At 44.9% G+C, this 24,361-nt stretch carries 18 protein-coding genes; 17 read left to right on the plus strand and 1 reads right to left on the minus strand.

What is annotated here, in order from left to right:
• Positions 1-42 precede the first annotated feature (42 nt).
• Together LDK34_RS05435 and LDK34_RS05440 are read left to right on the plus strand one after the other, a co-directional pair.
• Complete coding sequence (locus LDK34_RS05435) at positions 43-1,752, plus strand: proline--tRNA ligase (RefSeq protein ID WP_178942436.1); 1,710 nt, start codon at positions 43-45, stop codon at positions 1,750-1,752.
• Between the two features lie 151 nt (positions 1,753-1,903).
• Positions 1,904-6,223, plus strand: coding sequence for a PolC-type DNA polymerase III (locus LDK34_RS05440; protein ID WP_178942437.1), 4,320 nt, complete (start codon positions 1,904-1,906; stop codon positions 6,221-6,223).
• A gap of 247 nt (positions 6,224-6,470) precedes the next feature.
• Here LDK34_RS05440 and LDK34_RS05445 read toward each other — a convergent pair whose 3' ends face one another.
• Entirely contained in the window at positions 6,471-7,442 is a 972-nt protein-coding gene (locus LDK34_RS05445) for a VOC family protein (RefSeq protein WP_236941546.1), read from the minus strand.
• A 195-nt stretch (positions 7,443-7,637) separates the two neighbouring features.
• On the opposite strand from LDK34_RS05445, the gene rimP reads away from it, so the two are divergent.
• The 15 genes from rimP (at position 7,638) to LDK34_RS05520 (ending at position 24,329) form a co-directional block, all read left to right on the plus strand.
• The gene (rimP, locus tag LDK34_RS05450; protein WP_161003111.1) at positions 7,638-8,120 is read left to right on the plus strand and encodes a ribosome maturation factor RimP; all 483 of its coding nucleotides are present in this window, start codon (positions 7,638-7,640) and stop codon (positions 8,118-8,120) included.
• A gap of 75 nt (positions 8,121-8,195) precedes the next feature.
• Positions 8,196-9,353 carry a transcription termination factor NusA gene (gene nusA, locus LDK34_RS05455; RefSeq protein WP_017261980.1) on the plus strand — a complete coding sequence of 386 codons (1,158 nt, stop codon included), beginning with the start codon at positions 8,196-8,198 and terminating at the stop codon, positions 9,351-9,353.
• 36 nt (positions 9,354-9,389) lie between these two features.
• Positions 9,390-9,692, plus strand: a complete 303-nt coding sequence (rnpM, locus tag LDK34_RS05460) for an RNase P modulator RnpM (protein WP_161001219.1) — start codon at positions 9,390-9,392, stop codon at positions 9,690-9,692.
• Entirely contained in the window at positions 9,689-10,000 is a 312-nt protein-coding gene (locus LDK34_RS05465) for a YlxQ-related RNA-binding protein (RefSeq protein WP_161001220.1), read from the plus strand. The genes rnpM and LDK34_RS05465 overlap by 4 nt, the downstream gene beginning before the upstream one ends.
• A 13-nt stretch (positions 10,001-10,013) precedes the next feature.
• Entirely contained in the window at positions 10,014-12,902 is a 2,889-nt protein-coding gene (infB, locus tag LDK34_RS05470; protein WP_178942439.1) for a translation initiation factor IF-2, read from the plus strand.
• Between the two features lie 45 nt (positions 12,903-12,947).
• Entirely contained in the window at positions 12,948-13,310 is a 363-nt protein-coding gene (rbfA, locus tag LDK34_RS05475; protein ID WP_017261976.1) for a 30S ribosome-binding factor RbfA, read from the plus strand.
• A 137-nt stretch (positions 13,311-13,447) separates the two neighbouring features.
• Positions 13,448-14,356, plus strand: a complete 909-nt coding sequence (gene truB / locus LDK34_RS05480; RefSeq protein ID WP_178942440.1) for a tRNA pseudouridine(55) synthase TruB — start codon at positions 13,448-13,450, stop codon at positions 14,354-14,356.
• 41 nt (positions 14,357-14,397) lie between these two features.
• The gene (gene ribF / locus LDK34_RS05485; protein WP_178942441.1) at positions 14,398-15,372 is read left to right on the plus strand and encodes a riboflavin biosynthesis protein RibF; all 975 of its coding nucleotides are present in this window, start codon (positions 14,398-14,400) and stop codon (positions 15,370-15,372) included.
• Positions 15,373-15,602: 230 nt separating this feature from the next.
• Positions 15,603-16,646: a heat-inducible transcriptional repressor HrcA gene (gene hrcA, locus LDK34_RS05490; RefSeq protein WP_026017153.1), complete on the plus strand. Its 1,044-nt coding sequence runs from the start codon at positions 15,603-15,605 to the stop codon at positions 16,644-16,646.
• A 53-nt stretch (positions 16,647-16,699) separates the two neighbouring features.
• The gene (grpE, locus tag LDK34_RS05495; protein WP_178942442.1) at positions 16,700-17,296 is read left to right on the plus strand and encodes a nucleotide exchange factor GrpE; all 597 of its coding nucleotides are present in this window, start codon (positions 16,700-16,702) and stop codon (positions 17,294-17,296) included.
• 28 nt (positions 17,297-17,324) lie between these two features.
• The gene (gene dnaK, locus LDK34_RS05500; RefSeq protein WP_152323444.1) at positions 17,325-19,190 is read left to right on the plus strand and encodes a molecular chaperone DnaK; all 1,866 of its coding nucleotides are present in this window, start codon (positions 17,325-17,327) and stop codon (positions 19,188-19,190) included.
• Between the two features lie 175 nt (positions 19,191-19,365).
• Positions 19,366-20,499 (plus strand): molecular chaperone DnaJ, encoded by a 1,134-nt coding sequence (gene dnaJ / locus LDK34_RS05505; protein WP_236941547.1) that lies wholly within the window; start codon positions 19,366-19,368, stop codon positions 20,497-20,499.
• 260 nt (positions 20,500-20,759) lie between these two features.
• Entirely contained in the window at positions 20,760-22,601 is a 1,842-nt protein-coding gene (gene lepA, locus LDK34_RS05510; protein WP_178942444.1) for a translation elongation factor 4, read from the plus strand.
• A gap of 69 nt (positions 22,602-22,670) precedes the next feature.
• Entirely contained in the window at positions 22,671-23,009 is a 339-nt protein-coding gene (locus LDK34_RS05515; RefSeq protein ID WP_161001226.1) for a hypothetical protein, read from the plus strand.
• 285 nt (positions 23,010-23,294) lie between these two features.
• Positions 23,295-24,329, plus strand: a complete 1,035-nt coding sequence (locus LDK34_RS05520) for a zinc-binding alcohol dehydrogenase family protein (RefSeq protein WP_178942445.1) — start codon at positions 23,295-23,297, stop codon at positions 24,327-24,329.
• Positions 24,330-24,361 lie beyond the last annotated feature (32 nt).

The following is a 24,361-nucleotide window of genomic DNA, read 5'->3' on the forward strand; positions in this document are numbered from 1 at the left end:
ACAATGGTCGTTAACTTTTGGAAGATTGAGGAGAATTAATCGATGAAACAAAGTAAAATGCTAATTCCGACGTTGAAAGAAACGCCGAGTGATGCGGAGGCCTTGAGCCATCAAATGATGTTACGGGCGGGGTATATTCGACCAGTTGTTGCTGGTGTTTATGCTTACCTGCCACTGGCTTTCCAAGTGTTAACAAACGTGGAAACAATCGTTCGTGAAGAAATGGCTAAGATTGATGCCGTTGAAATGCTAGCGCCAGCGTTACTGCCAGCGGATCTCTGGAAACAGTCGGGCCGTTATGACACGTACGGTCAGACGATGTATAAGTTGAAGGATCGTCATGAACGTGATTTGATCCTTGGTCCAACTCATGAAGAAACTTTTACAAGCTTTATTCGGGATGAAGTGAAGTCGTACAAGCGGCTACCATTGGTTATGTATCAAATTCAGCAAAAGTATCGTGATGAGGATCGTCCTCGTTACGGACTGTTGCGGGGTCGTGAATTCCTGATGTTGGATGTTTATTCATTCCATAGCGATGCTGAAAGCTTGGACCGTGTTTTCAAACAGATGGAAGTTGCCTTTCGAAATGTCTTTAACCGTTGCGGTCTGAACTACCGTGAAATTCTGGCGGATTCTGGTGCGATGGGTGGTAAGGAGTCGCGCGAATTTAATGCCATTGCGCCAGTTGGTGAAGATACGATTGCTTATTCCGACAGTAGTGATTACGCTGCTAACTTGGAAACGGCCACGAGTCTTTACGTGCCGAAGAAGTCACATGAAGAACCTCGCGAGTTAGAAAAAATCGCCACTCCTGGTGAAAAAACCATCGATGCGATTGCTAAACGGCTTGATATCGACACAACTAAGACATTGAAAACCATGTTGTACATGGCTGATGGCGAGCCATTAGTTGCCTTGATTCGTGGTGATCATGAAGTTAATGACACTAAGCTAAAAAATGTTGCCGATGCAACTGACTTAGAAATGGCAACTACGGAACAAGCTGAGCAGTACTTAGGTGCAGATTTTGGCTCCCTAGGTCCCGTTGGCGTCAGTGAAGACATTAAAATTATTGCTGACCAGGATGTTGCTGATCTTATGAACATGCCAGTTGGTGCCAATGAAAATGGCTTCCACTATCTGAATGCAAACTTGAACCGTGACTTCCGTGTTGATCAGTTTGCAGACATTCGCTTGGTTCAGGAAGGCGATGTTTCTCCTGATGGCGAAGGCGTCTTGAAGTTTAACCGTGGTATTGAAATTGGTCACGTGTTTAAATTAGGAACCCGTTATTCTGAGTCACTTGGTGCTCAGGTTCTTGACGAAAACGGTCGTCAAAAAGATGTGATCATGGGTTCCTACGGAATTGGTGTGAGTCGGTTACTGTCTGCAATTGCTGAACAGACGGCTGATGAAAATGGTCTTGCATGGCCTAAAGCCATTGCGCCATTTGACATTCACTTAATTCCCGTGAACATCAAAAATGATGAACAACGTGAATTGACTGATGAACTTGAAACCTCCTTAACCGAGGCCGGTTACAAGGTATTGGTTGATGATCGAACTGAACGTGCCGGTGTTAAATTTGCTGATTCCGATTTAATCGGTTTGCCACTGCGAGTTACTGTTGGGAAAAAGGCCGCAGACGGTATTGTAGAAATCAAACTGCGTAAGACTGGTGAAACGGTTGAAGTCCGCAAAGAAGAGTTAACCGAAACTGTAGCTATTCTTTTCAAGGGCATTGACTAACGCTATTCTTTTGAAATTAAAACGTTACTGATAACAAGTCGAACCTTTAGGGTATTTTCCCATCAGGGTTCGACTTGTGTGTACTGTACTGAAAAACGATTATTTTATAATTGGCTACTTAAGAACATTCATGTGGGGAGGCCGCATTTTCGTGGCGTTAAATCAACACGAGCTTTTTATTAAATTACTAGACCAACTAAATCTCGAGTCCCAGGCGAACGACGCAGCATTTGCGAACGCGCAGATTACAGATATGGTCGTTCATGAAAAGAGTCGGACTTGGAGTTTTGGTTTTCATTTTGATCACATTCTGCCGTTTGAAACGTTTATGAACTTTTCACAGCGACTTACCCAAGCGTTTGATGAGATTGCGGCGGTGAACTTTCATATCGCCTCAAATGACGCACAGGCTGAAATTGAAACCATTGCACGGTACTGGACGTGGGCAGTTAGTCATAGCGGATTGAATGAGCAGTTTGCACGACAATTGTGTGAAGGCACTGCGCCAACTATGGACGGCGAGCGGGTGATCATTACGGCGCCCAATCAAGTTGTTTCAGATTTTCTTAGCGGTGATACATTGACTGCTTTAGTTACAACGTATCAGCGATTAGGTTTTCCCGAATTGTCATTTGCAACGACAGTTGATGAAGCCGCCTCAGCACAACAGCTTGCTGACTTTCAAGCAGCTAAAGAAAAACGAGACGAAGAAATGGTCACCAAGGCGGCCGCTGTCATTGCCAAAAACAAGGCTGAACATTCAGCTGCGCCAACGGTAAACGGCCCGGTTAGTATGGGTCGAAAAATTAAAGATGATGAACCAGTTCGCCGAATGGATGAAATTACTGAAGAAGAACGTAGTGTGACCGTTGAAGGGTACGTGTTCGCAAAAGAGATTAGAGTGCTTCGGTCGGGCCGGCAATTATTGACAATAAAGATCACGGATTATACCTCATCTTTCATCGTGAAGAAGTTTTCACGGAATGAAGATGATGAAGCTAATTTTGCGGCCATTCCTGAAAAGGCGTGGGTTAAAGTTCGCGGTTCTGTTCAGGAAGATAACTTCTCACGAGACTTAGCCATTATTGCCAACGATTTGCAGGTGGTTTCTCATACCGAACGAGAAGACACTGCGCCAGAAGATGGTAAACGGGTAGAATTGCACCTCCATACTCAAATGAGCACAATGGATGCTACGAATAACATTGCCGATTTTGTCAGCCGAGCCGCAAAATGGGGGCACAAGGCGATTGCAATCACGGATCACGCTGGTGTTCAAGGCTTTCCTGCAGCTTTTAAGGCCGCTGAAAAGGCAGGCATTAAGATGCTGTATGGCGTGGAGGTTAACCTGGTTGACGATGGTGAGCCAATTGGGATCAATGACGCGCATGAGGTGCTCAAAGGTCACGAATACGTGGTGTTTGACGTTGAAACGACTGGTCTTTCAGCCATTTACGATAAAGTTATCGAACTTTCTGCCGTTAAAATGCAGGATGGCAACGTCATTGATCAGTTTGAGGAATTCATTGACCCTGGTTTTCACTTGTCTGATACGACCACTAACTTAACGAGTATTACGGATGATATGGTGGCTGGATCAAAGAGCGAAGAAGAAGTCTTCAAAATGTTCCGCGATTGGTATGGCGACGATATTTTGGTCGGTCATAACGTGACATTTGATGTCGGTTTTATGAATACCGGTTATGTGCGCCATAATATGCCAGAAATTGATAATCCGATTATTGATACCTTGACGCTGGCACGGTTTTTATACCCGACGTTAAAAGGCTATCGTCTGAATACACTGGCTAAAAAATTTAATGTTTCATTGGAACATCATCACCGTGCCATCTTTGATGCTGAGTCAACTGGTCATTTAGCAATGATTTTCTTGAAAGACGCAGAAGAACGCTATGACATTGTTTATCATGATCAGTTGAATGAACACATGAGTGACAATGACGCGTACAAACATGCGCGACCGTTTCACGCAACTGTGATAGCAAAAACGCAGGCTGGTCTGAAGAACTTATTTGAACTTGTTTCGCTGTCGAATGTGAAATATTTCTACCGGGTACCCCGTGTACCGCGGAGTGAACTAAATCGTTTACGCGAAGGGCTTATCGTTGGCTCAGCGTGTTCCTCTGGTGAAGTATTCGAAGCGGCCATGCAAAAGGGAAAAGCTGAAGCACTCAAGCGAGCAAAATATTACGATTATTTGGAAGTTCAACCCAAACCGGTTTACAAACCCTTAATCGAGGGTGAGTTAATTCACGACAATGCAAAACTTGAGGCGATTATTAAGTCACTGGTTGAAATCGCTCATGAATTGGATAAACCGATTGCGGCGACAGGGGATGTTCATTACTTGGATCCTCACGATGCCATTTATCGGAAAATCCTCATTAGTTCGCAGGGTGGCGCTAATCCGCTTAATCGTCATTCATTGCCAGATGTTCATTTTCGTTCTACTGACGAAATGTTGTCAGAATTTAGTTTCTTAGGGGACGATTTGGCACAGGAATTGGTTGTTACCAATCCGAATAAAATCGTTGATATGGTCGAAGACGTACACCCTCTGAAGGATAAGCTGTACACGCCAAGAATGGCCGGTGCTGAGGATGAAATCCGTGAACGGACAATGGACACGGCTCATGAACTATACGGTGACCCATTGCCAGATATCGTGCAAAAACGTGTCGACCGTGAGCTAAAGTCGATTATTGGAAACGGGTTCTCTGTTATTTATCTAATTGCACAACGGTTAGTGCATAAATCTAACAAGGACGGGTACTTGGTTGGTTCCCGTGGGTCGGTTGGCTCTTCCGTTGTGGCGACGTTTGCCGGCATTACGGAAGTCAATCCACTGGCACCTCATTATCTGTGTCCCAACCCAGAATGTAAGTACAGTGAGTTCTTTACGCATGGTGAATACAGTTCTGGCTATGATTTACCGGATAAGAACTGTCCTAAATGTGGCACGCTGCTTAAGAAAAATGGCCAGAACATTCCGTTTGAAACATTCCTTGGATTTAAAGGAAACAAGGTTCCAGATATTGATTTGAACTTCTCCGGAGACTATCAACCCATTGCGCATAACTATACTAAAGTCATGTTCGGTGAGGACAATGTATATCGTGCCGGGACGATTGGAACGGTTGCTGATAAGACAGCTTACGGTTACGTTAAAGCCTATGAACGTGATCATGACGTTACTTTCCGCCAGGCTGAAATCGACCGTTTGTCGAGTGGCGCCACGGGTGTCAAACGAACGACGGGTCAACATCCGGCCGGGATTATCATTGTGCCGGACTACATGGATATTTACGATTTCACGCCGATCCAATACCCTGCCGATGATCAAGATGCTGCTTGGCAGACAACTCACTTCGATTTCCATTCAATTCATGACAATATTTTGAAAATGGATATTCTGGGGCATGATGATCCAACGATGATCCGGACATTACAAGATTTGTCAGGTATCGATCCAAAAACGATTCCTACAGACGATCCTGGTGTGATGGGGTTATTCTCTGGCACAGAGGTGCTAGGTGTTACAGAAGAACAAATCTTCAGTAAAACAGGGACACTGGGCATTCCTGAATTCGGAACTCGCTTTGTTCGTGGAATGCTTGAGGAAACACATCCGAAGAACTATTCTGAATTGCTACAAATTTCAGGCCTGTCACATGGGACTGACGTTTGGTTGGGTAATGCGGAAGAGTTGATTAAAGATGGCACGGCTACAATTGCTAACGTGATTGGTTGTCGTGATAACATCATGACCGACTTGATTAACTACGGGTTGGATTCAGAAATGTCATTCCAAATCATGGAATCTGTGCGTCACGGTCGCGGGATTCCTGATGAATGGCAAGCAGCCATGCGAGAGTCAAATGTGCCACAGTGGTATATTGACTCCTGTCTAAAAATCAAGTACATGTTCCCAAGGGCGCATGCTTCTGCCTATATTTTGATGGCGTTACGGGTGGCTTACTTTAAGGTTTACTTCCCGATGTTGTATTACGCTGCTTACTTCTCTGTTCGTGCTGATGATTTTGATCTAGTTGCCATGTCGCGTGGTAAAAATGCGGTTAAGGCATCAATGAAAACTATTATGGACAAAGGGAACGATGCATCGACCAAGGAAAAGAGTTTGTTAACGGTGCTTGAATTGGCTAACGAAATGATGGAGCGTGGCTTTAAGTTCAAGATGATTGATGTTGAACGTTCGGACGCGCAGAGCTGGTTGATTGACGGAGACTCATTGATTGCTCCGTTCAATGCAGTTCCCGGTTTGGGCGATAACGTTGCTAAACAGATTGTGGCTGCCCGTGAAGAAAAGCCATTCCTGTCCAAAGAAGATCTAAGCAAACGTGGTAAAGTTTCTGCCACGATTATTGACTTTCTGACTGAGAACCACGTGCTAGATGATTTACCAGACGAAAATCAGCTGAGCCTATTTTAATGTCTGAACGGACTCGTCAGTGTTTCATCTGTCAAAATCTGAACTGAGTGTGGGTGTAACAGTTGCCTATTTAGAGTAAATGATGCAGATGTCATCTTGCTCCTAAAATTTTGAAAAGCTTCATGCTTAATTCAAATATGCCCTATTCCTGAACTTGAGGAATAGGGCATATTTACGGTTCTACCACGTTCAAAGTGAACGCATATCGGATCTTGTTTCGTTCTTTTGATTTTCAGTTCAGTAATGATTATCGTAGGTCGCTTGTCAGCAGTTTGCTTTGGTTAAGGGTGGCCTCGTTTTCAAAACGTTCTGCTTCGTCGAACTTTACATTGTGTTTATCATACCAACGTCTGACAGTGTCTGTTTGGTCAGCAAAAAGGGGCGGTAGCGACAGTTGTTGACCCATAGTCGAGGCTGGTTCTTCCAATGCAAAACCAGGTGCAGTAGTTGCTAATTCGATGCGGTTATCGGAGGGGTCACGAACATAAATACTTTGAAACCAGCCCCGATCACGATAAAGTTCAATATCCAAACCGAGTGATTGTGCCCGCCTGTAATAATGAAACAGTGTTGATTGATCCGGGACTTGTAATGCGATGTGATCAACGCTGCCGCGGCCCATTCGTGACCGATGATTTGAATCAGGCGCTGATGTTAGGGTGATGGTTGCGCCGCTCGATGGAAGGGGAATTTGATGATTAAAGTCGTTGAGCCCCAGCCAATCATGATAGAAGGTGACTGTTTCTGAATAATTAACATAGTCAATATTGGTTCCAAGCAGACCCACTATTTGATTCTCCACGGGAACGTCATTTGGCACATGTTGGCGATCCGTTAATTGACGGTCCACTTCGACGAAGGTTAACAAAACACCATCCGGGTCTGTAACTATTAACCCGCTAGCGATGAGCTGTGGATGAAAGTTGGCCGTCTCAAGCCGCTTTTGCCAATAGGACGTCGTGTTTCGAGGGATGCCGATCCGAATGCCTGTTAGTCCGTGGTTTGCTTCCTGACGTTGGCCTAAGCGATCTAAAACAAAAAAGGTGATAACGCTGCCAGGCTCGCCCAAATTATTACCGTAATACAGGTGTCTAATGTGAATGGCTTCTTGATTGACGGAATTTTTAACGAGTCTAAGACCGAGTACTTGAATGTAAAATTGTGCATTAACGGAAGCGTTACCGGTCAGCAATGAAATATGATGTGGCGAAAAAAGCATGATACCCCTCCTCAATATCAGTTGAACTTGATCATATTTTATACCGAACACGCTCAAAATGCTTGGATTGGTGCCGTTGGTTGTGTTTTTGGCGCTGGGATGATACACTATGACATGTAATTTAAGACTCTTAATCTAAGAGTGAGCCATTCGTGGCTCGCTCTTTTTTCAGGGCTAAATGAGGAGGTGGAAAACTTGAGCAGTGTGACAGAAACGGTTACCCAGATGGTTCAGCCCATCGTTGACGAACATCATTTTCAGCTTGTGGATGTTGAATTTGTCAAGGAGGGTAAAAGCTGGTATTTGCGCGTCTACGTGGACAAACAAGGCGGTATTACCATTGATGACTGTGTCATCGTGAATGATGCTCTGAGTGCGGAGCTTGATGCCGCTGACCCAGATCCCATTCCCCAAGCTTATTATTTAGAAGTTTCCTCGCCAGGCGCGGAACGGCCACTTAAAAAAGAGGCCGATTTTGAAAGCGCAGTTAATCAGTACATTCACATTTCACTGTATCAACCGATTAACAAAGTGAAGGTGTTTGAAGGTACTTTGGCTGAACTTACGCCGGAAACATTAACGTTGAATTATAAAGTCAAAGGGGTTGCTAAAACAGTGACGATTGAACGTAAAGCCATTGCAAGTGCCCGTTTGGCGATTGATTTTAGTGGTATTTAAAACACAACTGACACAGCGATCGTGGCTAAAGTCGCGAATCGTTATCCTGACGGTTCATGTAAGGAGTACTAGGAAATGAGTAAAGAATTGGTTGGGGCGCTAGACGCTCTTGAACAAGAAAAAGGGATCAAAAAGCAAGTCGTTATCGAAGCGTTGGAAGCCGCGTTAGTTTCTGCCTACAAACGGAATTATAATCAGGCTGCTAACGTTGATGTTGAATTTAATGAACGTAAAGGCGACATCAAGGTCTACGCAGTTAAAACTGTGGTTGAAGATGTCGAAAACGACCAGTTGCAAGTAAGTCTACAAGATGCCGTTGCCATTAACCGTGCCTATGAAATTGGTGATGAAATCAAGTTTGAAGTCACACCGAAGAACTTTGGTCGGATTGCCGCTCAGACTGCTAAGCAAGTCATCATGCAACGAGTTCGTGAAGCTGAACGTGGTTTGGTTTACGATGAATATAGTCAGTACATGGATGAAGTCGTTACTGGTGAAGTTGAACGCCAAGACACGCGTTACTTGTACGTCACGTTAGGCAGTGGTTCTAATACGGTAGAAGCCGTTATGGCTAGTTCAGACCAGATGCCAAACGAGACTTACAAGATGCACGATAAGATCAAGGTTTATGTTTCACGGGTTGAAAATAACCCTAAGGGACCACAAGTGTTCGTTAGCCGGACACACCCTGAGTTACTAAAACGCTTATTTGAAGAAGAAGTGCCAGAAATTTATGATGGGACTGTTGAAATCGTATCGATCGCCCGTGAGGCTGGTGATCGTGCTAAGATTGCCGTAAAGTCTAACGATCCTAACTTGGATCCTGTTGGTACCTGTGTTGGTCCTCGTGGTCAGCGTGTCCAATCTATCGTTAATGAATTATCCGGCGAAAACATGGATATCGTTGAATGGGTGGATGACGAAGCGCAATACGTTGCAAACTCACTGAACCCGGCTGAAGTTGTTGACGTTGTGTTTGATTCTGAAAACGAGCGGGCCTGCACGGTTGTTGTTCCAGATTATCAATTGTCATTAGCCATTGGTAAACGTGGACAAAATGCCCGTTTAGCTGCTAAGCTGACTGGTTTCAAGATTGACATTAAGTCAGAAACTGAAGCTGCCAACTTGTTTGAAGATGCGGATGATCAGGAGTATGTTGAAGCTGGATCAGACGTTGAGGTCGACAAGCCCGATTTTGAAAAGGGCGAAGACGACGATCAGTCCGAAAAGTAGACTGGCACTAGTTTTTAACCTTAAGGGGGAATTGTGATGCATCAGCGTAAAGTACCCATGCGTAAAGACATCGTCAGTGGCGACATGTTTCCGAAAAAGGACTTGATTCGTGTGGTCAAGAATAAGGAAAATGAAGTCACAATCGATCCAACGGGTAAGCAAAATGGTCGTGGCGCCTATGTGACCATTGATACAGCGACGGCTAAAAAGGCACAACATGAGCATAGCTTGGACAAGGCGTTTGGGATGAAAGTTGATGACGCCTTCTATGAAGAGCTAATTGCTTACGTCGATCACCAGCAAGCCCGGCGCGAGTTGTTCGGGGACGATCACAAATGACCCCGGAACAGCAGTTATTAAACCTTCTTGGCCTGGCACAACGGGCGGGCCAGTTGGTTACAGGCGAACCCATGGTATTAGCAGCGATTAAAGCAGGTAATATTCGTTTTCTGTGGGTTGCAAATGACATGGGCGCAAGCTCAAAAAAGAAGTTAACTGATAAAGCAAGCTTTTACCATGTACCGGTCAGTACCGCATTTAGTGTTGCGGAACTGAGTCAGGCTACAGGACGACAACGTTCAGCATTGGGCGTCAGCAACGCTGGTTTTGCCAAAAAAATGCAAACGTTATTGGATAAAATGAAATGAGGAGAGTGAAAGGATGGCCAATAAGCGAATCTATGAACTCGCGAAGGAACTTAATGTTTCCAGCAAGGAGCTCCTAACGAAGGCAAGCGCCAAGGGGATGAGTTTTAATAATCACATGGCGACCATTAGTGATGCTCAAGAAAAGACGTTACGTGGGATTATTAAACCGACTGTTCAAGCGAAGGCTGCCAATGCAGCGGCAAATGAAAAGTCTGGTGATACCGCACCTAAACGCAAAGTCGTTCACCATTTGATCAACAATAATAAGAAATCGGACCGTCGCCATACTAATTTTGGCCGAAACGGGGCCAACTTACACGGCGAAGGGCGGATCATGAATTTGAGTAATCCACGGACGAATAATCGTCAAACAAAGCGTCAACAAGAACAGCAGTCAACTGCGCCACGTTCTCAAGCGTCTGCTTCACAAACTGCAACGAGTACTGCGGCTAAAGCGACATCACAAGCTGTTCAGTCCACTGCAACTTCAGTGACTGCTTCGTCAGCTGTTAAGTCAACGACGCCACGTTCGCAGGCGGCTGCTAAGACAACCGCTACAAGTCATGCACCGCGTTCTGCTGCTGCTCATACGACGAGTCGACCAACTCAGTCTCGACCGGCTGCTAGAAACACTGATCAACGTAATGGCGGTAATAATAGTTCACGCAATAACAATAACAATCACACAACGGCTAACCGTAATGGTAGTACCAACAGTTCGCATTCAAACGGACGTAGTGGTGGTTATAACAGTAACAACAACCGTAATGGTAGCAACACTAACAACGGTAGCCGTGACAATAACCGTAGTTATGGCTCACGTAACAACAACGGTTCCAACAATTCTGGTAACTCAAACAACCGGAACAGCACCAACTCGCGCAACACGAGTTCGCGCACTTCGAGCCGACCAACTGCTAACGCTGGTGCATCATCATCCAACACCAACAGCAATGGTAGTGGTCGTAATAACCGTTTCAGTAACAGTAGTAACGGTAATCGTTTTGGCAATAACAACCGTCGTGGTGGTCGTGGCCAACAGCAATATGGACAAAAACACCAGAAGCGTAATAAACGTAACCAACGGATCAAGCAGACTGCTCAAGCACAGCCAGCACCAACCCGTAAGGAACGTCCATTACCAGATGTATTGATGTATGACGTTGGCATGAACGCCCAGGACTTGAGTAAAATCTTGCACCGTGAGACCGCGGAAATCGTTAAGAAATTGTTCATGCTGGGTGTCATGGTTAACCAAAACCAAAGTTTGGATAAGGACACCATTGAAATTTTGGCAGCGGATTACGGTATTGAGGCTCAAGAAAAGCCTAAGGAAGATATTGCCGATATCGACAAATTCTTCGAAGAGCAATCGACAACTGATCCAACTAAGCTAGTACCACGTCCACCAGTTGTAACAATCATGGGCCACGTTGACCATGGTAAAACAACACTGTTGGATCAACTGCGTAATTCTCACATTACGGCTGGTGAAGCCGGTGGGATCACTCAGAAGATTGGTGCTTATCAAGTTGAATTAAAGGGTCGTAAGATTACCTTTATCGATACACCAGGACACGCGGCCTTTACCGCTATGCGTGCACGTGGTGCTGACATTACTGATATTACGATCTTGGTCGTTGCTGCTGATGATGGTGTTATGCCTCAAACAATTGAAGCTATCCACCATGCGCAGGCTGCTAAGACGCCAATTATCGTGGCCGTTAACAAGATTGATAAGCCAGGTGCCAACCCGAACCATGTTATTGAACAGTTGTCTGCTTACAATTTGATTCCTGAAGACTGGGGTGGCGATACCATCTTTGTTGAAATTTCAGCCAAGTACGATAAGAACCTGGATGAATTGTTGGACATGATTCTTTTGCAAGCTGACTTGATGGAACTCAAGGCAGATCCAGAACAACGTGCTCTCGGTTCAGTTATTGAAGCACGTTTGGACAAGGGTCGTGGCCCTGTTGCCACTGTCTTGGTTCAAGAAGGTACGCTTGAGGTCGGTGATCCAATTGTTATTGGGAACACTTACGGACGGATCCGAACCATGAACAATGATCGTGGTCGGACTGTTAAAGAAGCTACACCTGCAACACCAGTGGAAATCACTGGGATGAACGATGTACCAGAAGCCGGCGACAAGTTTGTTGTCTTTGAAGATGAAAAATCTGCTCGGGCAGCTGGTGAGGAACGTGCTAAACGTGCCTTAGTTGAAGAACGCTCTCATGCTAACCACGTGACGTTGGACAATCTGTTCGACACCATGAAGGAAGGCGAAATGAAGGAAGTTGACGTTATCATCAAGGCCGATGTTCAAGGTTCTGTTGAAGCGTTAGCAACTTCATTCCAGAAGATTCAGGTTGATGGTGTTCGGGTTAACATTATTCATCAGGCCGTTGGTGCCATCAATGAAAGTGATGTTACTCTAGCCGAGGCTTCAAATGCGATCATTGTTGGATTTAACGTTCGTCCGACCGCTCAGGCCAAGTCGCAAGCTGATAGCGATGGTGTGGACATTCGCTTGCACAACGTTATCTACAACGCTATTGATGAAATTGAATCAGCGATGAAGGGCATGCTTGAACCTGTCTACAAAGAAGAAGTTACTGGTCAGGTTGAGGTTCGTGAACTTTACAAGGTTTCTAAAGTCGGCACTGTTGTCGGTGGTATGGTTACGGAAGGCTACATCAGTAGCGATGCCGGCGTTCGTTTGGTTCGTGATGGTGTCGTCGTTTACGAAGGTAAGCTGGGCTCTCTACAACGGTTCAAGGATCAGGTTAAGCAGGTTAAAGCCGGGTTTGATCTTGGTCTAACCATTGCTGGTTATAATGACATCAAGGTTGGCGACGTTATCGAAGCCTTCGTGATGAAGGAAGTTCCCGTCGAATAATCTCGATAGTCTCGTAAATTCAAGTAACGTTAGGAGTGAAAGACGATGCCAAATAAGCATTATCGTGTGGGTCGCCTGGAACAGGAGATTCAACGTGAAGTTGCTGATATTTTGCTTAAGCGGGTCCGTGATCCTCGTGTAGCCGGTGTCACTATTACCGGTGTTGAGGTAACGGGCGACTTGCAAGAGGCAACATTGTATTACAGTATCTTGTCCGATAAGGCGAGTGATAACGAAAAGGCTGCAGCTGGATTGAGTAAGGCCAGTGGTTTGATTCGTAGTGAACTTGGCAGTCGGTTAAGCATTTACAAGACACCAGAAATCACGTTTGAGCAAGATAAATCCGTTCAGTATGGTAATCATATTGATGAATTAATTAATAAATTGCATCAACAAGAACGTGACTAATCCTAAAAAGCGACTGCCAAGACTGGCAGTCGCTTTTTAGTTTTTGCTAGGTTATAATTGTGACCGTTATTAATTCAAATTGATGGACCGCTGTAGGTTGGCCCATTCTCAAAAGATGAAGTGAGGTTACTGCTGCCATGGAAGGCATTTTGCCGATTAATAAGCCGCGTGGAATGACGAGTCATGACGTGGTCTTTAAACTGAGAAAAATATTGCACACAAAAAAGATTGGCCATTCTGGAACATTAGATCCCAATGTTGATGGTGTGTTGCCTATCTGTGTGGGACCGGCTACGAAGGTTGTGCCATATTTAATGGCTTCAGGAAAGGTTTACCGTGGCACAGTAACGTTGGGATTTGCCACGGAAACTGAAGATTTAGATGGGGCGGAGATTGCTCGAAAACCCTTAATGCAGCCATTTACCGACGCTCAAATTTTGCATGCCATGATGGGGTTGATTGGTGACATCGATCAAATTCCGCCGATGTATTCAGCAGTCAAAGTTAATGGGCGGAAGCTATACGAGTACGCTCGGGCTGGGGAAACAGTTGAACGTCCAGTACGTCATATTCATGTCGATCGTTTTGAACAAACGGGACCAACTAGTTTCGACAAAGAAAACGGAACTCAAGTGATCCCGTTTGAGATTGGCTGTGGTAAAGGGACTTATGTTCGAACGCTTTCCGTTCAATTGGGTGAAGCGTTGGGCGTCCCCGCCGTTATGAGTGATTTGACACGTTTGAAAAGTGGCGGTTTTGATCTGTCACAAACAGTCACTTTAGAACAGGTTGCCGACGCAATGACTGAGGGCAATATTAATCAGTATTTATTGCCAATCGATGTCGCGCTGGCCCACTATCCTGTGACAGAACTAACGTTAGCTGAGTGGCAGATTGTGACAAACGGCGGTTTTTTGTCGCCTTCTGTATTAGTTGATCAAGGGGTCACTGCCCTTAAGTTTCAGAATCGCATTAAGGCGCTTTACCAATTATCAACTGACGGCAAAGTAGCCAAGCCACTGAAAATGTTTTCGAATCATCTGTAATGGGTGTAAATTAAAATTTTTGATATTGAAGGTGCGAAACATTGCAAGTTATTTATTTACGACATCCATACCGACCAGAACAAATTCCTGATGGACCGGTTGTTTTAGCAATGGGATTTTTCGATGGTGTGCATATTGGTCACCAGACGGTAATTGAGCGGGCGCGTAAACTGGCCAATGAGCGGGGTGTCAAACTTGCGGTGTTGACCTACACGCATCATCCTTCAATTGTTTACAAAACATCTGTGGACTCTTTTCGCTACTTATCAACGTTTGACCGTAAACTAGAATTATTAGATCAGCTCGGTGTTGATATTGTGTATGGAATTAGTTTTACCTCCCAGTTGTCGGCAGTTGCCCCACAGGAATTTGTTGACGATTACATGGTTGGTTTGCATGCGGTGGCCGTGGTTGCCGGATTTGATCACACGTATGGCAAGAAGGCCATTGCTGGAATGGCACAATTGCCGACTTATGCTAAAGGGCGTTTCGATGTGGTCGAGGTCAAACAAGTGGCAATTGACCAGGCAAAGGATAGTTCGACGCGAATTCGTCAGTTAATTGATGATGGTCAACTGGCACAAGCCAACGAGTTGTTGGGTTACACCTACCAAACTACCGGAATTATTGTCCATGGTGAGGCACGTGGACGGACATTAGGCTACCCAACGGCTAATGTTGATCCGACGGCGAGTGAACGGGTGCCAGGCATTGGGATTTACGCAGTGTGGCTCCAAATCGGTCAGCAATGGTACCCGGGCATGGCTTCAATAGGCCGCAACGAAACGTTTGGTGAACATCGGCCTGTTACTATCGAGATTAATCTACTTGATTTTAATCAGGAGGTTTACGGTGAAGAGGTTAAGGTCGCTTGGGGCGCATATCTGCGTGGTCAAGTTAAGTTTGACGGTGCTGACGCTTTGGTACGTCAACTAGATCAGGATGCTGCCGATACTCGGGCGTTCATGGCGAAACACATCCAAGGACCCGTTGAACATTTATCGATGACACAGTAACTTTTAACGAAAGAACGGTTTTTTCCACATTGGGAAAGAAGCCGTTCTTTTATTGTTTTTAGAAGGAAGATACTGTGCAATTCGATCTATCATTTGACGGTTAAGTGCGTTGAAAAAAATAATTAACAAAAGATGTTTGAAGTCGCCAAAATTGTTTGACTTTGTTTGACCAAGTTGTTATATTAGTAACTGTTCTTAGCACTCAAATAGCGTAAGTGCTAAAAGGGGTGATTAAGACGCTAACAGAACGACAAAAAGTGATTTTGCAAGCTATTGTGCGTGAGTATACGGAAACGGGTGCAGCAGTTGGGTCTAAGGCCCTCGCAGCCCGCCTGCCAATTCACGTTAGCTCTGCAACAATCCGCAATGAAATGGCATCGTTGGAAGAACAAGGCTATGTTCAAAAAGAGCATACGTCTTCGGGGCGGATTCCATCACTGGCAGGTTACCGTTATTATGTTGACCATCTGGTTAATAATGATGCGGTGGCACATGCCGATATCCAGTTAATTCAAAATGAATTGAGCGGTTCTTTCAATAAGATTGATGAAATCATTGAAGAGTCAGCCAATTTGTTATCTGAATTGACCTCATATACCGCGTTCACGCTCAAGCCTGAACAGGCGGATGCGAGACTAAGTGGATTTCGGTTGGTGCCTTTAGGTAATCGACAGGTGATGGCAATTTTGGTGATGGACAGCGGTGAAGTTGCTAACCAAACGTTCACGATTCCACGCTCAATGTCCAGCGATCAGCTGGAAACAGTAGTTCGTTTGATTAACGATCAGTTGGTTGGTTTGCCAATCACTGAGATTGTGGACAAACTACGTGTGGAGATCCCCGCGAAAGTTGGTCAGTACATGCAGACACCGGAAGGCTTTTTACAAATTTTCGGTCGTGTGCTGGATCAAGCAGCTACGGAACGTTTCTTCGTTGGTGGCCGCTTAAACTTGCTGAACTTTTCTGTTAACCACAATCCGCAGGACTTAAAATCGCTGTATCAATTGTTTGACACGTCAGATGATATTGCCAGCGTTTTAAGTCCACCGGATAATAAGGTGCAGGTGAAAATTGGTAATGAAATTACCAATGATTTGCTTAAGCATTATAGTTTGGTTACAGGAACTTACGATGTGGGTTCCCACGGAAGAGGTATGATTGCCGTGTTGGGTCCAACGCGGATGCCATATTCACGGATGATTGGTTTAGTTGGTGCATTCCGACAAGAACTGGCCGCTAAGCTTTTGGATTATTATCGAAACCTGGATGACTAAGTTTTTTACCAGTCACCAGTGGTTTGACTATAAAATTAAATGGAGGTGGCAGTTTGTCAAGTAAAAAAGAAGCCCAATCATCAGCAGCAAAAGATGATCAACAAGCTAAGGCAAACGTAGCTAAAGCGAAGGATCCAACGGCTAAGGACATTAAGAAAAAGGTTCAACAGCCAACGGAAAATGATACTGTTGATCAATCTGCTGAAATTGATAAGCTGAATGATAAGTTGGCAGAGAAGGATGATCAACTACTTCGAGCACAGGCAGAAATTGCCAACATTCAACAGCGGCAAAAGAAGGAAACTGCGCAGTTGATGAAGTACGATGGTCAACAGCTGGCGCACGACGTCGTTCCCGAGTTGGATAACCTTGAACGCGCGTTGAATACAGATGTTCAGGATGAGGCTGCAAAGCAGTTGAAGCACGGTGTTGAAATGGTGTATAACCACCTTCAAAATGCTTTGAAGGAAAACAACGTGACGGAGATTGAAGCGCTCAACAAACCGTTTGATCCAACGTTGCACCAAGCAGTCCAGACCACACCGGTTGGTCCTGATCAGAAACCGGACACCGTTGTGGCAGTGCTTCAAAAGGGCTACATGCTTAAAGATCGCGTTTTACGTCCAGCAATGGTCGTTGTCGCGCAGTAAGCGATTAGATTAAATAATAAGGAAGTTTATAAAAATGGCTAAAATTATTGGAATTGACTTAGGTACTACGAACTCAGCGGTTGCTGTTCTTGAAGGCAGTCAACCAAAGATTATCGCTAATCCAGAAGGTAACCGGACAACGCCGTCCGTTGTCTCATTCAAGAACGGTGAAACACAGGTCGGTGAAGTTGCCAAACGGCAAGCAATCACTAACCCTAACACTGTTCGTTCAATCAAACGTCATATGGGTGAAGCAGGCTACACGGTTGATATTGAAGGTAAGAAATATACGCCTCAAGAAATTTCAGCAATGATCTTACAGTATATCAAGGGTTTTGCTGAAGATTACCTTGGTGAAAAGGTTGAACAAGCAGTTATTACTGTTCCTGCATACTTCAACGATGCCCAACGCCAAGCAACCAAAGATGCTGGTAAAATTGCTGGTTTAAATGTTGAACGAATCATTAACGAACCAACAGCCTCTGCTTTAGCTTATGGTTTGGACAAAAAAGACAAAGACGAAAAAATCTTAGTCTACGACCTTGGTGGTGGGACATTTGATGTTTCTATCCTTGAATTAGGTGACGGTGTCTTTGATGTTCTGTCAACGAATGGTGACACGCATCTTGGTGGTGACGACTTTGACCAAAAGATCATTGACTGGTTGGTTGATGGTTTCAAGAAGACCAATGGTGTGGACTTGTCCAAAGACACCATGGCTATGCAACGGTTGAAGGATGCTGCTGAAAAGGCCAAGAAGGACCTGTCAGGTGTTAATGAAGCGCAAATTAGTTTGCCATTTATTTCCAGTGGTGATAACGGCCCATTACATTTGGAAGAAACATTGTCACGTGCTCAATTCAACCAAATGACGGCTGACTTAATCGAACGGACTAAGACACCCGTTCAAAACGCTCTGCGTGATGCTGACTTATCAATGGACGACATTGACGAAGTTATCTTAAACGGTGGTTCTACTCGGATTCCAGCTGTTCAAGAAGCTGTTAAGGACATGGCCGGCAAGGAACCTAACCACTCCATCAACCCTGATGAAGCCGTTGCTCTTGGTGCCGCTGTTCAAGGTGGTGTTATCACTGGTGATGTGAAGGATGTTGTTTTGCTTGATGTTACACCATTGTCACTTGGTATCGAAACCATGGGCGGTGTCTTCACGAAGTTGATTGATCGTAACACAACGATCCCAACGTCTAAGAGTCAAACATTCTCAACTGCTGCCGATAACCAACCGGCTGTTGATATTCACGTGCTCCAAGGTGAACGACCAATGGCAGCTGATAACAAGACATTGGGTAACTTCCAATTAAGTGATATTCCTGCTGCACCTCGTGGCGTCCCACAAATTCAAGTTACGTTCGACATTGATAAGAACGGGATCGTTAACGTTTCCGCTAAGGATATGGGAACGAACAAGGAACAAAAGATTACTATTAAGAGTAACTCCGGTTTGTCTGACGATGAAATCGAACGGATGAAGAAGGAAGCCGAAGAAAACGCTGACGCCGACAAGAAGCGTAAGGAAGATGCTGACCTTAAGAACGAAGTCGACCAATTATTGTTCCAAGTTGACAAGACTTTGGAAGAACTTAAGGGCAAAGTTTCTGATGACGAAGTTAAGAAGGCAACCGATGCACGTGATGCATTGAAGAAGGCTCAATCTGACAACAACGTTGAAGAAATGAAGACCAAGAAGGATGAATTGAACAAGATCGTTCAAGACCTTACGGTTAAGTTGTATCAACAAAATGCTAGTTCCGGACAAGCTGCTGATGGTTCAGCTGCTGGTCAGGATGGCAGTCAAGCAGGTTCTGCTGACGGCGATGGCAAGACGGTTGATGGCGACTTTAAAGAGGTTAACCCTGACGACAAGAAGTAGTCTTTCGCATAAGAAATAGCGTTACAAGAGTCAAAGGCGCATGCGCATCTTTGACTCTTTGTGTATGTGAAGACCATTTCTGTGGTAAACTTACGCAATACTAAACAAAAGGCAGAAGCTCATGGTATTCGGTACTAGGTTATCGACATGACAAGCTTTAATTGGGGGTTCACACATGTCTCAAGGAAGAGACCCGTATGACGTGCTCGGCGTGGGTCGGGATGCGTCTCAGGATGATATTAAAAAGGCGTTTCGTAAACTTTCCAAAAAGTATCACCCGGACTTGAATAAAGCCCCAGATGCTGAGGAAAAGTTTAAAGAAGTTGCTGATGCTTACGAAAAGATTGGCGATCCGCAAAAACGCCAACAGTATGACCAATATGGTGATTCTGGGCAGCAGTTCGGCGGTGGCCAAGGTGGTTTCGGCGGTCAAGGCTTTGGTGGTTTTAGTGGTGGTCAAAGCTTTGGCGGTTTTGATGATATCTTTAGTCAAATGTTTGGAGGCGGTGGTGCATCTCGCCGCAATCCAAGCGCACCGCAACCTGGTCAGGACTTACAGTACTCGATGAGCTTAAAGTTTGAAGAAGCCATTTTCGGTAAAAAAACAACAATTAAATATGACCGTGAAGAAGTTTGCCACACTTGTGGTGGTAACGGGGCTAAGCCTGGTACATCTCCAGTAACGTGTCATAAATGTGGTGGTACTGGCTACGTTGAAACAGTGCGTAACACGCCACTGGGTCAGATGCGTTCACAACAAGTTTGTGACGTTTGTGGTGGTACTGGTAAAGAAATTAAAGAAAAGTGCCCAACCTGTCACGGTACAGGTCACAATACTGAAAACCACGAAATCGAAGTCACTGTTCCTGCAGGTGTCGACGATGGTCAACAAATGCGCTTACAAGGTCAAGGTGAAGCCGGAACTAATGGCGGTCCTTACGGAGACCTGTACATTGTCTTTACGGTTCAACCAAGTAAAGATTTTCAGCGTGATGGCGCCGATATTTACTTCAGTCAACCGTTGACGTTTGCTCAAGCTGCGTTAGGTGACGAAATTGAAGTGAAAACCGTACATGGTAATGTTAACTTGAAGATTCCAGCTGGTACGCAAACCGGTACTAATTTTAGGTTGCGCGGCAAGGGTGCACCTCATTTGCGCGGCAATGGCAATGGTGACGAACGCGTTACAGTAACAGTTCAAACGCCTAAGGGTCTCAATAAGGCTCAAAAGGATGCACTTAAAGCTTTTGCCAAGGCTAGTGGTGAAGATGTTCCAACTGGTCATGGCGGTCTATTTGGCCGACGCTAATAAGCAGTTGAATGGAAATGAATGATAAGGCGTATTCTGCGGTAAAATGACTGCAGAGTACGTCTTTATCTTTATACTAGCGAATTGAAGCTTGCCGATTGTTTGAGCACTAGTAGAAACTTTAGGCGACCATTTGTTTGATATAAATTGTCGCAGGCCAAGATCATTGGTATAATAAGTGTTTAGAATTCAACGTTATCAAAAGGTAATGTGTGACAATACCGAAGATTAGCTTCGTGAGTTACAGGGAGGAAATGTGCATGGATCTAACGGAAATGCAGGAACGACAGCGACATATTCGGAATTTTTCGATTGTTGCCCATATCGATCACGGTAAATCAACCTTGGCTGATCGTATTCTAGAGCTGACCGATACTGTGTCCAAACGGGAAATGCAGAATCAAGTGCTGGATGACATGCCGCTGGAACGTGAACGTGGGATTACGATCAAATTAAATGCAGTGGAGCTACACTATCACGCGAAGGATGGGGAAACCTATATCTTTCACCTAATTGATACACCTGGACACGTGGATTTTTCTTATGAAGTCTCACGCTCATTAGCGGCGTGTGAAGGGGCATTACTGGTGGTAGATGCTGCTCAGGGTGTAGAAGCTCAGACATTAGCGAATACGTATTTAGCGTTAGATAATGATCTAGAGATTCTGCCGGTTATTAACAAAATTGACCTGCCATCGGCTCAGCCAGAAGTTGTTCGTCAAGAAATTGAAGAAGACATTGGCATTGATGCATCTAACGCCGTTTTAGCTAGTGCCAAAAGCGGGATTGGGATCACTGATATTCTTGAGCAAATCGTGCACCAGGTGCCTGCACCGACAGGCGATTTGGATAAGCCATTAAAAGCGTTGATTTTTGATTCAATCTATGATGATTACCGTGGTGTTGTTTTGAGCCTTCGGATTATGGAGGGAACGGTTAAGCCTGGTGACCGCATTCGTTTGATGAATTCGGGAACAGAGTATGAAGTGACTGAAGTTGGCGTTAACTCACCTAAGCCAATCAAACGTGATGTGTTGATGGCCGGAGATGTTGGCTATATCACCGCATCCATTAAGGACATTGCAGATACGCGAGTGGGTGATACGGTCACAGACGCGGTCAATCCCACTGAAAAAGCGTTGCCGGGTTATCGTAAAATGAATCCAATGGTCTACGCAGGGTTATATCCGACCGATAATGGTAAGTACAACGATTTGCGTGACGCTTTGGAGAAGTTACAGCTTAACGATGCAGCATTAGTTTTCGAACCGGAAAAATCGCAGGCTTTGGGTTCAGGCTTTCGTTGTGGATTCTTAGGAATGTTGCATATGGACGTGGTTCAGGAACGCTTGGAACGTGAGTTTGATCTGGATTTAATTACCACAGCACCTTCTGTGACGTACCATGTTGATATGACAGATGGTTCTCAAGTAATTGTGGAAAACCCGTCTGAAATGCCGGATCCATCCAACATTAAAACGATCAATGAGCCTTACGTTAAGGCAACTATCATGGTGCCAAACGATTACGTTGGTGCAGTGATGGAATTATGCCAGCGCAAACGCGGTGACTTTGATACAATGGCATATCTTGATGATCACCGGGTAAACGTGATATACTACATGCCATTATCTGAAATCATCTTTGACTTTTTTGACCGCCTTAAAAGTAGCACCCGTGGTTATGCATCCTTAGATTATGAGTTGGATGAATACCGCCCAGGTGACCTTGTTAAGATTGACATTTTACTGAACGGGGATAAAGTTGATGCGCTGAGCTTTATTGTTGCGCGTGAATTTGCAGCCAATCGTGGTCGTACCATCGTTGGTCGTTTGAAAACGATTATTCCTCGTCAGAACTTCGAAATCCCAGTTCAGGCAGCTATTGGCGCTAAGGTAGTGGCACGATCTGATATCAAGGCTTATCGGAAGGATGTGACGGCTCACCTGTATGGTGGTGACCGCACGCGGCGGATGAAGCTACTTGAAAAGCAAAAGGCCGGTAAGAAACGGATGAAAGCCGTCGGAATCGTCGACGTGCCACAAGAAGCATTTATGGCTGTCCTTCAGACTGACGAAGAAGAAAGCCATAAAACGAAATAATTGTTCATTTGACATTGACTATTGGTGAATTAATGAGCAAAATAAGAAAGACAAATTGGAGGTGAGCGTGTGTTAGCACGGACCAAAACGTTTTTGAAAGCAAGTCAGTTTAAATATGAGAAGACGTACATTCGGCCGATGATGGTGCCACAACACGTGTACGTCCTCCGCTTTGGTAAGAAGAAGCTCAATAACCGTTTGATTGCAAAGTACAGTCATAGTTGGACTGGGCGGTTAAAAATTGACGAGATTGATCTTCGTCTTCACGGACAACATAATCCACGGGTATTTCAAGATGAAAATGAGTTATTGAAATACTTGGCCAGCCATATCTTGACAGATGATGGACGGGAACGATATGCAAAAGTTCGGAAAGCGGCTGAACGTGAAGAGCACGTTGGTGAATGAACTCACGGTGTGAGCGCCTTCGGTGTTTTAAGCCACTGATAATAACTGATTAATATCTCTTTGTGTCGAGTAGTAGATTAATTCGGCGCAGGGAGATTTTTTGCTTCAAGGGCTGAAAATCGGCGCGCTGTATCCAATAGGTGCGACCGGTGTAATAGGTCGTTAATCTAGCGGTTTCAACAGTTGGTTATAGAAATGATAAACTGATGGCACAAGCTCAGTGATGGTATTTTTAGTTAATTTTTGGGACAATAGAGTTCAGAAAAAGGTTGGAGGTCAAGATCAATGAAGGTAATTGAATCATTTGGCACACAAAGTATTGATGAACGGGCTGCGATGATCGATGGCACTCGGCCAACGCCCAAAGTTGGAGAGCATGACGTTCGCGTTAAGATTACGGCAGTATCAGTTAATCCTGTCGATACCAAGTTACGACAAGCACTAACAAGCCAGACAGTAGGCACAATTCTTGGTTATGATGCAGTGGGACAGATTACTGAAATTGGCAGTGCTGTTGATCATTTTAAGATTGGTGATCGTGTGTTCTATGCGGGTAGTACCGCTCGGGACGGTGCCAATGCTGAAGAACAGGCGGTTGACGCCCGTTTGATTGCGCATGCCCCTGAACACTTAACGGATACCGAGGCCGCAGCGTTGCCACTAACGTCCTTGACAGCTGGCGAGGTTCTCTTTACTAAAATGGGTTTTAAAATGGCTGCTGATGCCAATATCGGCCAACAACTGTTAATTATTAATGGTGCTGGTGGCGTAGGATCTGTCGCTATTCAACTGGCTAAGTGGGCAGGATTGACTGTTTCAGCAACAGCGTCACGCCCAGAAACTCGTGATTGGGTCAAAGAAATGGGCGCTACTCACATTTTTAATCATCGTGAAGACTTGGCGCCTCAAGTGGCCGAAGCGGGAATCAATTTCTTTGATGGTATCTTAATTCTGCACTCAACCGATCAGTACTTTGAGACAGCAGCAAAATTAATCAAGCCGTTTGGTCATGTGGCATCCATCGTCGAGAATCGCGAGTCGTTGCCGATGGGACTATTGAAGAATAAGGCTGCTAGTTTTGATTGGGAATATATGTTTGCAAAAAGTGATTATGGTGTCGATCTCGACTCCCAAGGTCAATTGTTAGCAAAAATCGCCGAATTAGCAGATCAACGAGTCCTGCGCACGACGTTAAGCACGACGATTGATTCAGGCATCAACGCTGACAATTTGCGGGCTGCGCATCAATTAGTCGAAGCCAACAAAATGGTCGGTAAAGTGGTTATTACTGGACCGTTTAATGGCAGTGAAAAAGCCTAATTAATTTTTAAAAGTGAAAGGAAGAAAACTAA

The organism is Furfurilactobacillus milii (assembly GCF_021654115.1).
GTDB lineage: Bacteria > Bacillota > Bacilli > Lactobacillales > Lactobacillaceae > Furfurilactobacillus > Furfurilactobacillus milii.

Excerpts from the sequence above, each read along its gene's own strand:
- LDK34_RS05435 (WP_178942436.1), top strand. The coding sequence starts at position 43 with ATGAAACAAAGTAAAATGCTAATTCCGACGTTGAAAGAAACGCCGAGT.
- LDK34_RS05445 (WP_236941546.1), bottom strand. The coding sequence starts at position 7,442 with ATGCTTTTTTCGCCACATCATATTTCATTGCTGACCGGTAACGCTTCC.
- nusA (WP_017261980.1), top strand. The coding sequence starts at position 8,196 with ATGAGTAAAGAATTGGTTGGGGCGCTAGACGCTCTTGAACAAGAAAAA.
- rnpM (WP_161001219.1), top strand. The coding sequence starts at position 9,390 with ATGCATCAGCGTAAAGTACCCATGCGTAAAGACATCGTCAGTGGCGAC.
- LDK34_RS05465 (WP_161001220.1), top strand. The coding sequence starts at position 9,689 with ATGACCCCGGAACAGCAGTTATTAAACCTTCTTGGCCTGGCACAACGG.
- infB (WP_178942439.1), top strand. The coding sequence starts at position 10,014 with ATGGCCAATAAGCGAATCTATGAACTCGCGAAGGAACTTAATGTTTCC.
- rbfA (WP_017261976.1), top strand. The coding sequence starts at position 12,948 with ATGCCAAATAAGCATTATCGTGTGGGTCGCCTGGAACAGGAGATTCAA.
- truB (WP_178942440.1), top strand. The coding sequence starts at position 13,448 with ATGGAAGGCATTTTGCCGATTAATAAGCCGCGTGGAATGACGAGTCAT.
- dnaJ (WP_236941547.1), top strand. The coding sequence starts at position 19,366 with ATGTCTCAAGGAAGAGACCCGTATGACGTGCTCGGCGTGGGTCGGGAT.
- lepA (WP_178942444.1), top strand. The coding sequence starts at position 20,760 with ATGGATCTAACGGAAATGCAGGAACGACAGCGACATATTCGGAATTTT.
- LDK34_RS05520 (WP_178942445.1), top strand. The coding sequence starts at position 23,295 with ATGAAGGTAATTGAATCATTTGGCACACAAAGTATTGATGAACGGGCT.